Consider the following 14,152-nt stretch of genomic DNA (forward strand, 5'->3'; position numbering starts at 1 on the left):
CGCGTCGACCCAGCAGCCGGCCCAGGCCCCGGCGCCGACCCAGCAGCCGCAGGCCTCCCGGCCCGCCGGCCCGCGTCCCGGTCCGCGCCCCGCGCCCCAGCAGCAGCAACCCGCCGCGGCGCAGAACCCCCCGTCCGTGGTCCCGCCGCGCCCGCAGGCCCCCAAGCCCGCCGGTGCCCGGCCGCCGCGCCCGGGCAACAACCCGTTCGGCGTCGGTGGTGGCGCTCCCGCGCCGCGTCCGCAGGGCCCGCGCCCGCAGACCCCCGGCGGCGGCGACCGCTCCGAGCGGCCCACCGGTCCCAAGCCCGGTGACCCGCGTCCGGCCGGTCCCCGTCCGGGTGGTTCCGGTGGCCCCGGTGGCCCCCGGCCCAACCCCGGCAACATGCCGCCCAGGCCGAACCCGGGCATGATGCCCGGTCGTCCGGCCGGTCCCCGCCCCGGTGGCGGTGGCGGTCGTCCCGGCGGCGGCCCCGGTGGTGCCGGCGGTGGCCGCGGTCCCGGTGGCGGCGGCGGTCGTCCCGGTGGCGGTGGCGGCGGCGGCGGCTTCCGCGGCGGTCCCGGTGGCGGCGGTGGCGGCGGTGGCGGTGGCTTCCGCCCCGGTGGCGGTGGCGGCGGTGGCGCCGGCGGTGGCGGTTTCCGCCCCGGTGGCGGCGGCGGTGCCCCGGCCGGCGGTGGCGGCGGCGGCTTCCGCGGTCGTCCCGGTGGCGGTGGCCCCGGTGGTCGCGGCGGTGCCGCGGGCGCCTTCGGTCGCCCCGGTGGTCCGGCGCGGCGCGGGCGCAAGTCCAAGCGCCAGAAGCGCCAGGAGTACATGGACAACATGCAGGCGCCGTCGGTCGGCGGCGTCCGCCTGCCCAAGGGCAACGGCGAGACGATCCGCCTGCCCCGCGGTGCCTCGCTGACCGACTTCGCCGACAAGATCAACGCCAACCCGGCCTCGCTGGTGCAGGTGCTGTTCCACCTCGGCGAGATGGTCACCGCGACGCAGTCCGTGTCCGACGAGATCCTGGAGCTGCTCGGCTCCGAGATGAACTACACCGTGCAGGTCGTGTCCCCCGAGGAGGAGGACCGCGAGCTGCTGGAGACGTTCGACATCACCTACGGCGACGACGCCGGCGGCGAGGAGGACCTCGAGATCCGCCCGCCGGTCGTCACCGTCATGGGTCACGTCGACCACGGCAAGACGCGACTGCTCGACACGATCCGCACCGCGAAGGTGGCCGAGGGCGAAGCGGGTGGCATCACCCAGCACATCGGCGCCTACCAGGTGAACACGGAGCTGGAGGGCAACGAGCGCCTCATCACCTTCATCGACACCCCGGGTCACGAGGCGTTCACCGCCATGCGTGCACGTGGTGCGAACTCGACCGACATCGCGGTCATCGTGGTGGCGGCCGACGACGGCGTCATGCCGCAGACGGTGGAGGCGATCAACCACGCCCAGGCGGCCAACGCGCCGATCGTGGTCGCGGTCAACAAGATCGACAAGGAGGGGGCCAACCCCGCCAAGATCCGCCAGCAGCTCACCGAGTACGGGCTGGTCGCCGAGGAGTACGGCGGCGAGACCATGTTCGTCGACATCTCGGCGAAGCAGGGCATCAACATCGACGGCCTGCTGGAAGCGATCCTGCTGACCGCCGACGCGTCGCTCGACCTGCGCGCCAACCCCGAGATGGAGGCGCAGGGCGTCGCCATCGAGGCGCACCTCGACCGCGGTCGCGGTCCGGTCGCCACGGTGCTGGTGCAGCGCGGTTCGCTCCGCGTGGGCGACTCGATCGTGGCGGGCGCCGCCTACGGCCGCGTGCGCCGCATGGTCGACGAGCACGGCGAGGACGTCACCGTCGCGACCCCGTCGCGCCCGGTGCAGGTCATCGGCCTCACCTCGGTGCCCGGTGCGGGTGACACGTTCCTCGTGGTCGAGGAGGACCGGGTGGCCCGGCAGATCGCCGAGCGCCGCCAGGCCCGCAACCGCAACGCCATGAACGCGGCGAAGCGGAAGCGCGTCAGCCTGGAGGACCTGGACGCCGCGCTGAAGGAGACCAGCGCCCTCACCCTGATCATCAAGGGCGACAACTCCGGTACCGTCGAGGCACTGGAAGACGCGCTCATGAAGATCGAGGTCGGCGACGACGTCGAGCTGCGGGTCATCCACCGCGGCGTCGGTGGCATCACCGAGGGCGACATCAACCTCGCCGTCGCCGGTTCCGCCATCGTCCTGGGCTTCAACGTCCGGGCCGAGGGCAAGGCGACCGAGCTCGCGAACCGCGAGGGTGTCGACGTCCGCTACTACACGGTGATCTACCAGGCGATCGACGAGATCGAGCAGGCCCTCAAGGGCATGCTCAAGCCGGAGTACGAAGAGGTCCAGCTGGGCCGCGCGGAGGTCCGCGAGGTCTTCAAGTCCTCCAAGGTCGGCACGATCGCCGGTTGCCTCGTGCTCTCGGGCGAGATCCGCCGCAACGCGCGGGCCCGCCTGCTGCGCGACAACAACGTCGTCCAGGAGAACCTGCCGATCAGCTCGCTGCGGCGGTTCAAGGACGACGCGACCGAGGTCCGCGAGGGCTACGAGTGCGGTCTGACGCTCGGCAACTACGCCGACCTGAAGGTCGGTGACGTCATCGAGACGTTCGAGATGCGCGAGAAGCCGCGCGCCTGACCGTCTCCGGACAGGAGGTGCGGGGTCGTCCTCCGGGACGACCCCGCACCCCTTCGAGATACCCCGTGGTGATGACCCCTGTTCGTCGGTGCCCTTGAGCTGGACGTGCTGCTCGGCGACGTCCACTCGTTGAAGCAGAAGCGGTCCGTGGTGAAGCCCGTCGTGGCCGAACTGCGGCGCAGGTTCGAGGTGTCCGCCGCCGAGGCCGGCCACCAGGACCTGCACCGCCGCGCGTTGATCGGAGTGGCGGTGGTCGCCGCCGACGCCGAGCATGTCAGGGAAGTCCTGGACGCCTGCGAACGGCTCGTCGCCGGACGACCCGAACTGGAACTGCTCTCCGCCCGCCACAGGCTCGTCGGGCCGGAGGACGACTGAAGGAGGGAGCGCCGTGGCCGACCAGGCACGGGCTCGCAAGCTGGCCAAGCGGATCTCGCAGATCGTGGCCTCCGCGCTGGAGCACCAGGTGAAGGACCCGCGGCTGGCCCGCGTCACCATCACCGACACCCGCGTGACGGGCGACCTGCACGACGCCACGGTCTACTACACCGTGCTCGGCGAGAAGCTGGACTCCGAGCCGGACCTCGCGGGCGCCGCGGCGGCGCTGGAGAAGGCCAAGGGCGTGCTGCGCACCATGGTCGGCCAGCAGACCGGCGTGCGGTTCACCCCCACGCTGACGTTCATCACCGACACCGTGCCCGACGAGGCGCGGCGGATGGACGAGCTGCTGGCCAGGGCGCGCGAGGCGGACGCCGAGGTGGCGCGCATCGCGTCCGGCGCCGAACCCGCCGGTGAGCCCGACCCGTACAAGCCGCCGCGCGAGACCGAGGACGGCGAGTAGGCACCAGCCGCCCCTCCGGGACACCGGGGCGGGCGGAGCTGTGACCGGCGCGGTCCGGGAGGATGCCGACTGGAGTCCACCCGGGCCGCGCCGACTAGCGTTCCGGCTGTGCACAACGACCCCACCGGCGACCCCGCCGGCCCCGCCCCCGACATCGCCGCCGACCTCGCCGCCGCCGCCCGCGTCCTGTCCTCCGCCGGCGACGTCACGCTGCTCGCCCACGTCAACCCCGACGCGGACGCGCTCGGCAGCGCCCTGGCGCTCGGCCTGGCCCTGCACCGCCGCGGCGTGACCACGCGGGTGTCGTTCGGCGCACCCGACGAGGTGCCCGAGACCCTGCGCGACCTGGACGTCGCCGGCCTCCTCGTGCCCGCCTCCGAGGTGCCCGCCGCGCCACCCGTCCTCGTCGCCCTGGACGCCGGCAGCGTCGGCCGGCTCGGCCCGCTCGGCGACCGCGTGCGGACCGCCGGCGTGGTCGTCGTGCTCGACCACCACGTGTCCAACCCCCGGTTCGGGCACGTCAACGTCGTCGACGACCGCGCCGAGGCCACCGCGGTCGTCGTGCTGCGGCTGCTCGACGAACTGGGCGTCGAACTGGACGAACCCATCGCCCGCTGCGTCTACGCGGGACTGGTGACCGACACCCGCTCGTTCCGGCACGCGTCGGCGTCCACGCACCGGGTCGCGGCCCGGCTGCTCGCCGCGGGCGTCGACGCCGAAGCCGTCTCCCGGCCGCTCATGGACTCCCACCCGTTCGGCTACTTGGGGATGCTGTCGACCGTGCTGCGCGGGGCGCGGCTGGAGCCGGACGCCGCCGGCGGGCTCGGGTTCGTGCACGCCGTCGTGACGCTCGACGACGCCGCCGGGCTGCGGCCCGAGGAGGTCGAGAGCGTCGTCGACCTGGTGCGCACCACCGCCGAGGCCGAGGTGGCGGCCGTGCTGAAGGAGCTGCGGCCCGCCACGTGGTCGGTGTCGCTGCGCGCGGTGAGCCGGGTGGACGTCCGCGAGGTCGCCCACCTCCTCGGCGGCGGCGGCCACCGCCTCGCCGCGGGCTTCACCGCGACCGGACCGGCCGACGCCGTGCTCCAGCGGCTGCGGGAGGCGCTGGCCGAGGTAGCGGGTCGATGACCGACGACACCCCACCGAACACCGGCCCGGACACGCCGAGCACCGCGAGCACGACCCCGAACACCGGTCCGAACACGCCGAACACCGGCCCGGACACGCTGAACACCGCGAACACCGCGAACACGACCCTGAACAACGTGAACACCGCGCCGGACCCCGACGAGGACGCCGATCGCGTCCCCGCGCGCCGCGTGATCGGCCTGGCCGCCCCCGCCCTGGTCGTCCTGGCCGCCGAGCCCCTCTACGTCCTGGTCGACACCGCCGTCGTCGGCCACCTGGGCGCACTGCCCCTCGCCGGCCTCGCCCTGGGCGGCGTCCTGTTCACCCAGGTCGCCACCCAGCTCACCTTCCTCTCCTACGGCACCACGGCCCGCGCCGCCCGCCTGTTCGGCGCCGGCCGCCGCACCGAGGCCGTCGAGGAGGGCGTGCAGGCCACCTGGCTCGCGCTCACCGTCGGCGCGCTCGTGATCGTGCTCGGACAGCTCCTCGCCGTCCCCGCCGCGCACCTCCTCGCCGGCCCCGGCGACGTCGCCGACAACGCCGTCGCCTGGCTGCGCATCGCCCTGTTCGGCGCGCCGTTCGTGCTGGTCACCATGGCCGGCAACGGGTGGATGCGCGGCGTGCAGGACACCCGCCGACCACTGCGCTACGTGCTCGTCGGCAACGGCATCTCGGCCGTCCTGTGCCCCCTGTTCGTGCACGTCGCCGGTTGGGGCCTGGAGGGCTCGGCCATCGCGAACGTCATCGCGCAGTTCCTCTCCGCCGCCCTCTTCGGCAACGCCCTGCGCGCCGAGCACGTCACCCTGCGGCCCGACCCGCGCCGCATGCGCGCCCAGCTCGGCCTCGGCCGCGACCTCGTGCTGCGCAGCCTCGCGTTCCAGGCGTGCTTCCTGTCCGCCGCGTCCGTCGCCGCCCGCACCTCCGTCGCCGCCGTCGGCGCGCACCAGGTCGTGCTCCAGCTGTGGACGTTCCTCGCGCTCGTCCTCGACTCGCTCGCCATCGCCGCCCAGTCCATCGTCGGCGCGGCCCTCGGCGCGGGCCGCCGCGCCCAGGCCCGCCGGTTCGCCTGGCAGGTCACCGGCTACGGGCTGGTGTTCGGCGTGCTGCTCGGCGTCCTGTTCGCGGCGCTGTCCGGGCCGCTGCCCCTGGTGTTCACCACCGACCGGCTCGTCCTCGACGAGATCCCGCACGCCTGGTGGTTCTTCGTCGCCCTCCAACCCGTCGCCGGCGTCGTGTTCGCCCTCGACGGCGTGCTGCTCGGGGCGGGCGACGCCGGGTTCCTGCGCACCGCCACCCTCGCCTCCGCCGCCCTCGGCTTCCTGCCGCTGGTGTGGGCGTCCCACGCGTTCGGCTGGGGGCTCGTCGGCATCTGGACCGGCCTGACCGCGTTCATGGTGCTGCGGCTGGTCGCCGTGCTGGCGCGCACCCGTTCCGGTGAGTGGGCCAGGGTCGGCGCCGTGCGGTGAGGCGCGGCGGCCGACCCCGGTCCGGTGTGGTGAGGGGCACGTGCGGGAATCGTTAACACAAGGCAACTGTTTCTCGATACTGGGAGTGCCGCCGCACGGTCTACGAGGAGTCGTCCCTTGCCGGTCGATCGCGCCACGAAACAAGGGTGGCTGATCTGGTCAACCGCCGTCGCCGTCTACGTCGCCGCACTGTTCCACCGCACCTCGCTCGGCGTCGCCAGCCTGGAGGCGTCCGAGCGGTTCTCCGTCGGACCCGCCGCGCTCAGCACGTTCACCGTGCTCCAGATCGGCCTCTACGCGCTGATGCAGATCCCCACCGGCCTCCTCGTCGACCGCTTCGGACCACGCCGCGTCCTCACCGCCGCCACACTGCTCATGGGCACCGGGCAGGTCCTGTTCGCCCTCGCCTCCTCCTACCCCGTCGGCCTCGCCGCCCGCGCCGTCCTCGGCATCGGCGACGCCATGACCTGGGTCAGCGTGCTGCGGCTCGCCGCCGCCCACTTCCCGCCCCGCCGCTTCACCGTCGTCATGACCCTGTCCGCCGCCCTCGGCGGCGCGGGCAACCTCGTCGCCACCGTCCCGCTCACCCTCCTCCTGGAGAACACCGGCTGGACCGCGACGTTCCTCATCGCCGGCATCGCCACCGCCGGCTACTCGACCGTCGTCGCCTGGCGCGTCCGCGAGGTACCCGACGGCGTGCCCCAACCCGCCGCCGAACCCGTGCCGCTGCGCACCCTCGGCCCGCGCGTCGCCACCGCGTGGCGCGAACCCAGCACCCGCCTCGGCTTCTGGGTCCACTTCACCTCCATGTCCACCCCCGCCCTGCTCGGCCTGCTCTGGGGCTTCCCGTACCTCGTCGAAGCGCAGGGCCTCACCCGCCCCGCCGCGTCCGCCGTGCTCAGCACCCTCGTCGTGGTCGCCGTCGTCGCCGGACCCGTCATGGGCACCGTCATCGCCCGCCACCCCGAGTGGCGCATGCCCATCGTCGGCGCCTACCTCGGCGTGGCCGTCCTGTGCTGGGCCGTGCTGCTCGGCTGGCCCGGCGGCGTGCTGCCCACCCCCGTCCTCTACGCGGTCTTCGCCCTGCTCGCCATCGGCAACCCCGTGTCCGGCGTCGCCTTCGCGCTCGTCCGCGACTACAACCCGCTGCACCGCGTCAGCACCGCCACCGGCGTCGCCAACGTCGGCGGGTTCGGCGCCATCACGTTCACCGCGCTCGCCGTGGGCGTCCTGCTCGACGTCACCGCGTCCACCCCGGCGCCCGACGCCTACCGGGTCGCGTTCCTGTCCGTGGTCGCCGTGCTGCTGGTCGGCGTGTGGCGCACGGTCGTCTGGTGGCGCCGCGCGCGGGCCGCCGTGTTCGCCGCCCTCGACCGGGGGGAGACCGTGCCGGTGCAGTTGCGTCGCCGGCGCTGGGACGTCCTGGCCGACGCCTAAGATGTCCGCTCGTGCCCGCATCTCCTCGCCCGTCCCGTCCGCCCGTAGCGCCCGGCCTCGTCGTCGTCGACAAGCCCGACGGCATGACCTCCCACGACGTGGTCGCCAAGGTCCGCCGCATCCTCGGCACCCGCAAGGTCGGGCACGCGGGCACGCTCGACCCGATGGCGACCGGTGTGCTCGTGCTGGGCATCGAGCGCGCCACGAAGCTCCTCGGCCACCTCGCGCTCGACAGCAAGGCGTACCTGTCCACGATCCGCCTGGGCGCGTCCACCACGACCGACGACGCCGAGGGCGAGGTCGTGTCGAGCGCCGACGCGTCCGAGGTCCCGGAAGACGCCATCCGCGCGGGCGTCGCCAAGCTGACCGGTGCCATCCAGCAGGTGCCGAGCGCCGTGAGCGCCGTGAAGATCGACGGCAAGCGCGCCTACGCGCGGGTGCGCGACGGCGAGGTCGTCGACATCCCGGCCCGCCCGGTCACCGTGCACCGCTTCGACGTGCTGGGCATCCGGCGGGAGGGCGAGGCCACCGAGATCGACGTGATGGTCGAGTGCTCGTCCGGCACGTACGTCCGCGCGCTGGCCCGCGACCTGGGGGCGGACCTGGGCGTGGGCGGCCACCTCGCCAACCTCCGCCGCACCAGGGTCGGCCCCTTCGACCTGCGGGTCGCCAAGACCCTCCAGCAGCTGGAGGACACCCCCGGCCTGTCCCTGGACCTGGACGCGGCGGTGTCCACGGCCTTCCCGCGCCGCGAGATCGCCCCGAGGGAAGCCGTGGCCCTCTCCCACGGTCAACGCCTCCCCGCGGGTGGCCTGGACGGCACGTACGGCGTCTTCGGCCCGGACGGCCACGTCGTGGCCCTGGCGAAGGACGAAGGCCCCATCGCCAAGCCCCTGGTGGTCCTCACCCCCGCGGACTGACCCCACCCCGAACGCCCCACCCGCTCGAGGCCGCCCCACCCGCTCGAGGCCGCCCCACCCGCCCGAGGCCGCCCGAGCCCGCCCGAGCGTCCGCCCGAGCCCGCCCAACCCGGCCCAGCCCGACCGACCCCACCGGGCGCGCCTCCTGCTCGCTCCCGCGGCCCGGCTCGTGGCGTCGCCCGCTCCTGCCGCCGCTGTGCCGTGTTCCTCCGGCTAACGGAAGAAATGCGGTCGGGGTTGTCCCTCGTTGCACCGTTCACCGGTTCCGGTGAACGCGAAGCCTCCTGGCCGCTCTCCGCCGATAGCGGTTCCGCGTTCGGCTTCCCGGACCTACCGTGGGGCACATGGCGCGATGGGTGTTGCCCGCGGCGGCGGGTGGGGTTACTTCGGCTACCGGTGTGGCCATCAACGTGGCCACCGACGCGGCCGGTGACCCGCTGGCCTGGGTGGTGGTCGTGCTGCTCACCGTGCTGGGCGTGGCGATCACCCTGCGGATGCAGCAGCAGCCGCACGCCAGGCCGGCCGAGCAGGGCGCCGCCACGCCGCCCCGGTCGGAGCGGTCGGAGCGACCGGAGCGGGCTCGTCGGGAGCCCTCGGTGCACAACACGATCAGCGGCACGGTGCACGGTGGCGTGGTGCAGGCCGGGAACCTGGGCTCGGTCACCGTCAACTCGCCCACGACGATCAACCAGAACGCGGTCGCCCGCGACGGCGGCACGGTCTACCAGGCCGGACGGGACGTCAACCCCAACCCGTAGCCCGGGGCCCGCCCCGTACGCTTGCCGCGTGCAACGCTGGCGAGGGCTCGACCTCCTTCCGGGCGGCTGGGGCCGCTGCGTCGTGACGATCGGCGTGTTCGACGGCGTCCACCGGGGCCACCAGGCGCTGATCGGCCGCGCGGTGGACCTGGCGACGGCGAAGGGGGTGCCGAGCGTCGTCATGACGTTCGACCCGCACCCCGCCGAGGTGGTGCGCCCGGGCAGCCACCCCGCGCAGCTGACCAGCCTGCACCGCCGCGCCGAGCTCGTCGAGGGGCTGGGCGCGGACGTCTTCTGCGTCATCCCGTTCACCCCCGAGGTGTCCCGGATGCCCGCGGACGAGTTCGCGCACGAGATCCTGGTGGAGCGGCTGCACGCGACGGCCGTGGTGGTCGGCGAGAACTTCACGTTCGGTTTCAAGGCCGCGGGCAACGTCGACCTGCTGGGCACGTTGGGCAAGCGGTTCGGCTTCGTGACTGAGGGGGCGGATCTGGTGACCGATGACGGGGTGACGTACTCGTCGACCTACATCCGGGCGTGCATCGACGCGGGTGACGTGGCGGCCGCCGCGCACGCGCTGGGCAGGCCGCACCGGCTGGAGGGCATCGTGGTGCGCGGCGACGGCCGGGGCAAGGAGCTGGGCTTCCCGACTGCGAACCTGTCCACGACCCGCTTCGCGGCGGTGCCCGCGGACGGCGTGTACGCGTGCTGGTTCGTCCGCGGCGACGGGGAGCGGCTGCGGGCGGCGGTGAGCGTGGGCACGAACCCGACCTTCTCGGGCCGGGAGCGGCGCGTCGAGGCGTACGTGCTCGACGTGGACGAGGACTTCTACGGCCAGCGGGTGGCGCTGGACTTCGTGGAACGCCTGCGCGGCATGGAGAAGTTCGACGCGGTCGACGCGCTGCTGGAGCAGATGCACCGCGACGTGGCCGTGGCCCGCGACGTCCTGGTGGCCGAAGAGCGGCTGTGACGGTTGAACCAGGTGGGTGGAACCACCCTTGTCGCGGGGGTCGGCCTGGCAAGATGCTGTCACGTCGAGCGGGCTAGGGAGAGGCGCAGGTGGAGGACCACAAGATCGTCCAGCGCAACCTCGCGTTGCAGCGCGAGTGGTACGGGGAGCCCTTGGGCGACCGGGTGCGCCGGTTGGTGGTCGCGTTCAACGTCTCCCAGGCACAGCTCGCCGACGTCCTGGGGATCAGCGCCCCGATGCTCAGCCAGGTCATGAGCGGTCGCCGCGCGAAGATCGGCAACCCGTCGGTGCTGGCGCGGATGATCATGCTGGAGCGCAAGGTCCTCACCCCCGACGTGGCCACCGGTGCCCCGGAGGCGCTCCAGCGCGCGTTGGACGAGGTCCGCGACTCGAAGCCCACGGTGAGCCGCGAGTCGCTGCCGGTGAACCTGGCCGACCACGAGGCCGTGGTGTTCCCGTTCCTGCGCCGCCTGGCCGACCGCCGCGAGCTGTCGCAGGCCGCCGACGTGCTGGGCGAGGACTTCCCGGCGTTGGCGGAGCTGCTGCGCCGCGCCGCGAAGGAACGCGACTGAACACCCTGAACGACAAACGAACGACACGAACGACAAAGCGGACGAAATGAACGACGAACGAACGACGTGAACACCGTGAACACGGCGGTCCGGACAGCGGAACACCTTCTCCGCGCTCTTCCCGCCCGAGCCGGTGGTGGCCGAGCTGCACGAGGCGCTGCGGCCGGTGCGCCGCGCCCACCCGGCGCTGCGCTGGACCGACCCGAATCGCTACCACGTGACGGTGGGGTTCTTCGGCGCGGCCGAGCCGGACCCGGCGACCCAGCTCGCGGGCCTGCGGGGACTGGCCGCGCCGGTGCTGCGGCTGCGGGGCGGCGGGCACTTCGCGAACGTGCTGTGGATCGGCGTCGAGGGCGACCTGACCGGGTTCGCGCGCGCGGCGGGCGTGCGGGCCGACTGGCGTCCACACCTGACGGTCGCCCGCGGCGGGGTCCTGCCGGTGGTCGACTTCACCGGTCGCGAGTGGACGCCGACCGAGGTGGCCCTGGTGCGCAGCGGCCCGACCGGGGGCTACACCGTCCTCGACCGGGTGCCGCTGAGCACGCCGGACGAGCCGAACGGGTAGTCGTTCGCCACTACTGGTAACCTCGACAGTTGGGTCTGGCTGCGGTCCGTGGCGGCCAGTACCGACTACCTCGCGCGAGCGGGGCCCCACGGCACGGGAAGACGAGAACCAGGAAGCAGGAACGTGGCACTCTCCACCGCTGAGAAGAAGACCATCCTCGCCGAGTACGGCGTCCACGACACGGACACCGGCTCCGCCGAGGCCCAGGTCGCGCTGCTGAGCAAGCGCATCGCCGACCTGACCGAGCACCTGAAGAAGCACAAGCACGACCACCACTCGCGTCGTGGTCTGCTGCTGCTGGTCGGCCGTCGCCGCCGGCTGCTCAACTACCTCCAGAAGGTGGACATCCAGCGCTACCGCGACCTGATCGGTCGCCTCGGTCTGCGCAGGTGAGACGTGCCGGGGGGGAGTGATCACGACGATCACTCCCCCTTCGGCTTAGGTAAGAACAAGACAACAAAGACGAGGGACGTAAGCGCGGCGCACGGGACGACAGTTCGCCGGTCCTCGGTAGTGGCCCCCTGGCAGTGGAGATGACCAGGGGACTTCGATCGAAGACCGGCCTCGTCCGAACCGCGATCCCGCACCCGAGCGCGCTGCGGCCCGCACGACGAGGAGTTTTCCGCATGACGGAATTCGAGGTCCACGAGACTTCCGCTGTGATCGACAACGGTCGGTTCGGCACCCGCACCATCCGCTTCGAGACCGGCCGCCTGGCCCGCCAGGCCGCCGGCAGCGTCGTCGCCTACCTGGACGACGAGACCATGCTGCTGTCGGCCACCACGGCGTCGAAGCACCCCAAGGAGCACTTCGACTTCTTCCCCCTCACGGTGGACGTCGAGGAGCGCATGTACGCGGCGGGCCGCATCCCCGGCTCGTTCTTCCGCCGCGAGGGTCGCCCGTCGACCGACGCGATCCTGACCTGCCGCCTGATCGACCGCCCGCTGCGCCCGTCCTTCGTGGACGGTCTGCGCAACGAGATCCAGGTCGTCATCACGGTGATGAGCCTGAACCCGCAGGACCTGTACGACGTGGTGGCGATCAACGCCGCGTCCGCGTCCACGCAGCTCGCGGGCCTGCCGTTCTCCGGCCCCATCGGCGGCGTCCGGGTGGCGCTGATCGAGGGCCAGTGGGTGGCGTTCCCCACGCACGAGCAGCTGGAGAAGGCCGTGTTCGACATGGTCGTCGCCGGTCGCATCGTCGGTGAGGACGTCGCGATCATGATGGTCGAGGCCGAGGCCACCGAGCGCGTGATCGACCTGGTCGGCGAGGGCGCGCAGGCGCCCACCGAGGAGGTGGTGGCCGCCGGTCTGGAGGCCGCCAAGCCGTTCATCGCGTCGCTGTGCGAGGCGCAGGCCGAGCTGGCGCGGGTCGCCGCGAAGGCCACCGGCGACTTCCCGACCTACCCGGCCTACCAGACCGACGCCTTCGAGGCCGTCGAGCAGGCCGCGGCGGGCGAGCTGTCCCAGGCGCTGACCATCGCGGGCAAGCAGGAGCGCGAGTCCCGCACCGACGAGATCAAGGCGTCGGTGCTGGAGAAGCTGGCCGAGCAGTTCGAGGGTCGCGAGAAGGAGGTCGGCGCCGCGTTCCGCTCGCTGACCAAGAAGCTGGTCCGCCAGCGCATCCTGCGCGACAAGGTCCGCATCGACGGCCGCGGCCTCACCGAGATCCGGTCGCTGTCGGCCGAGGTCGAGGTCATCCCGCGGGCGCACGGCTCGGCGCTGTTCGAGCGCGGCGAGACCCAGATCCTGGGTGTCACCACGCTGAACATGCTGCGCATGGAGCAGCAGATCGACTCGCTGTCCCCGGAGACGCACAAGCGCTACCTGCACCACTACAACTTCCCGCCGTTCTCCACCGGTGAGACCGGCCGCGTCGGGTCGCCGAAGCGCCGCGAGATCGGCCACGGCGCGCTGGCCGAGCGGGCGCTCACGCCCGTGCTGCCCAAGCGCGAGGAGTTCCCCTACGCGATCCGCCAGGTGTCCGAGGCGCTGGGCTCGAACGGCTCCACGTCGATGGGCTCGGTCTGCGCCTCGACGATGTCGCTGCTCAACGCCGGTGTGCCGCTGAAGGCGCCGGTGTCCGGCATCGCCATGGGCCTGGTGTCCGACGAGGTCGACGGCAAGACGGAGTACGTCGCGCTGACCGACATCCTGGGCGCCGAGGACGCGTTCGGCGACATGGACTTCAAGGTCGCCGGCACCAAGGAGTTCGTGACCGCGCTCCAGCTGGACACGAAGCTCGACGGCATCCCGTCCGACGTGCTGGCCAAGGCCCTGGGCCAGGCCCGCGACGCGCGCCTGACCATCCTGGAGGTCATGGCCGAGGCCATCGACCGCCCGGACGAGATGAGCCCGTTCGCGCCGCGCGTGACGTCGGTGAAGATCCCGACCGACAAGATCGGCGAGGTCATCGGGCCCAAGGGCAAGATGATCAACTCGATCACCGAGCAGACCGGCGCCGACATCTCCATCGAGGACGACGGCACGATCTACGTCGGTGCGGCGGACGGCCCGTCCGCGGAGGCCGCCATCGACCTGATCAACGCCATCGCGAACCCGCAGCTGCCGAAGGTGGGCGAGCGCTTCCTGGGCACCGTGGTGAAGACCGCGGCGTTCGGCGCGTTCGTGTCGCTGCTGCCGGGCAAGGACGGCCTGATCCACATCTCCAAGCTGGGCAACGGCAAGCGCATCGCCAAGGTCGAGGACGTCGTGAAGGTCGGCGACAAGCTCCGCGTCGAGATCGCGGACATCGACCAGCGCGGCAAGATCAGCCTGGTCCTGGTCAACGAGGACGCCGACGCGGCCCCGGCCGCCGACGCGCCCGAGCAGGACGCCGCTCCGGC

The 14,152-nt window shown here is 72.9% G+C and carries 12 protein-coding genes and 1 pseudogene; all 13 read left to right on the forward strand.

From position 1 onward, the window contains the following. A partial coding sequence (gene infB, locus ACR807_RS37245; protein ID WP_438926215.1) for a translation initiation factor IF-2 occupies window positions 1-2,653 on the forward strand: 2,653 nt, incomplete at its 5' end. A 78-nt stretch (window positions 2,654-2,731) separates the two neighbouring features. Then, a complete protein-coding gene (locus ACR807_RS37250) occupies window positions 2,732-3,028 on the forward strand; it encodes a DUF503 domain-containing protein (protein WP_438926225.1) in 297 nt (98 codons plus the stop codon). Between the two features lie 13 nt (window positions 3,029-3,041). Further along, on the forward strand, window positions 3,042-3,491 hold the full coding sequence (gene rbfA / locus ACR807_RS37255) for a 30S ribosome-binding factor RbfA (RefSeq protein WP_438926216.1): 450 nt from the start codon (window positions 3,042-3,044) through the stop codon (window positions 3,489-3,491). A gap of 108 nt (window positions 3,492-3,599) precedes the next feature. Continuing rightward, window positions 3,600-4,619 carry a DHH family phosphoesterase gene (locus ACR807_RS37260; RefSeq protein WP_438926217.1) on the forward strand — a complete coding sequence of 340 codons (1,020 nt, stop codon included), beginning with the start codon at window positions 3,600-3,602 and terminating at the stop codon, window positions 4,617-4,619. Further along, window positions 4,616-6,085 (forward strand): MATE family efflux transporter, encoded by a 1,470-nt coding sequence (locus tag ACR807_RS37265; protein WP_438926218.1) that lies wholly within the window; start codon window positions 4,616-4,618, stop codon window positions 6,083-6,085. Before ACR807_RS37260 ends, ACR807_RS37265 begins: the two co-directional genes overlap by 4 nt. 117 nt (window positions 6,086-6,202) lie before the next feature. Further along, window positions 6,203-7,522 carry an MFS transporter gene (locus ACR807_RS37270; protein WP_438926219.1) on the forward strand — a complete coding sequence of 440 codons (1,320 nt, stop codon included), beginning with the start codon at window positions 6,203-6,205 and terminating at the stop codon, window positions 7,520-7,522. After that, window positions 7,498-8,442 carry a tRNA pseudouridine(55) synthase TruB gene (gene truB / locus ACR807_RS37275; RefSeq protein WP_438926226.1) on the forward strand — a complete coding sequence of 315 codons (945 nt, stop codon included), beginning with the start codon at window positions 7,498-7,500 and terminating at the stop codon, window positions 8,440-8,442. The genes ACR807_RS37270 and truB overlap by 25 nt, the downstream gene beginning before the upstream one ends. Window positions 8,443-8,786: 344 nt before the next feature. Next, a complete protein-coding gene (locus ACR807_RS37280; protein WP_438926220.1) occupies window positions 8,787-9,200 on the forward strand; it encodes a hypothetical protein in 414 nt (137 codons plus the stop codon). Window positions 9,201-9,228: 28 nt separating this feature from the next. Then, window positions 9,229-10,170, forward strand: a complete 942-nt coding sequence (locus tag ACR807_RS37285) for a bifunctional riboflavin kinase/FAD synthetase (protein WP_438926221.1) — start codon at window positions 9,229-9,231, stop codon at window positions 10,168-10,170. A gap of 89 nt (window positions 10,171-10,259) precedes the next feature. Then, window positions 10,260-10,742, forward strand: a complete 483-nt coding sequence (locus ACR807_RS37290; RefSeq protein WP_438926222.1) for a helix-turn-helix domain-containing protein — start codon at window positions 10,260-10,262, stop codon at window positions 10,740-10,742. Window positions 10,743-10,872: 130 nt separating this feature from the next. Next, window positions 10,873-11,307, forward strand: a pseudogene (locus ACR807_RS37295) (2'-5' RNA ligase family protein); the annotation flags it as partial. Between the two features lie 123 nt (window positions 11,308-11,430). After that, window positions 11,431-11,700, forward strand: coding sequence for a 30S ribosomal protein S15 (gene rpsO, locus ACR807_RS37300; RefSeq protein WP_438926223.1), 270 nt, complete (start codon window positions 11,431-11,433; stop codon window positions 11,698-11,700). Between the two features lie 233 nt (window positions 11,701-11,933). Then, on the forward strand, window positions 11,934-14,152 hold a 2,219-nt coding region (locus ACR807_RS37305), incomplete at its 3' end, for a polyribonucleotide nucleotidyltransferase (RefSeq protein WP_438926224.1).

This window comes from Saccharothrix sabaoui (genome assembly GCF_051756985.1).
In the GTDB taxonomy this organism is placed as follows: domain Bacteria; phylum Actinomycetota; class Actinomycetes; order Mycobacteriales; family Pseudonocardiaceae; genus Actinosynnema.

What these genes read in the sequence shown, in the direction of transcription:
- ACR807_RS37265 (WP_438926218.1), top strand. Translation starts at nt 4,616, where the DNA reads ATGACCGACGACACCCCACCGAACACCGGCCCGGACACGCCGAGCACC.
- ACR807_RS37280 (WP_438926220.1), top strand. Translation starts at nt 8,787, where the DNA reads ATGGCGCGATGGGTGTTGCCCGCGGCGGCGGGTGGGGTTACTTCGGCT.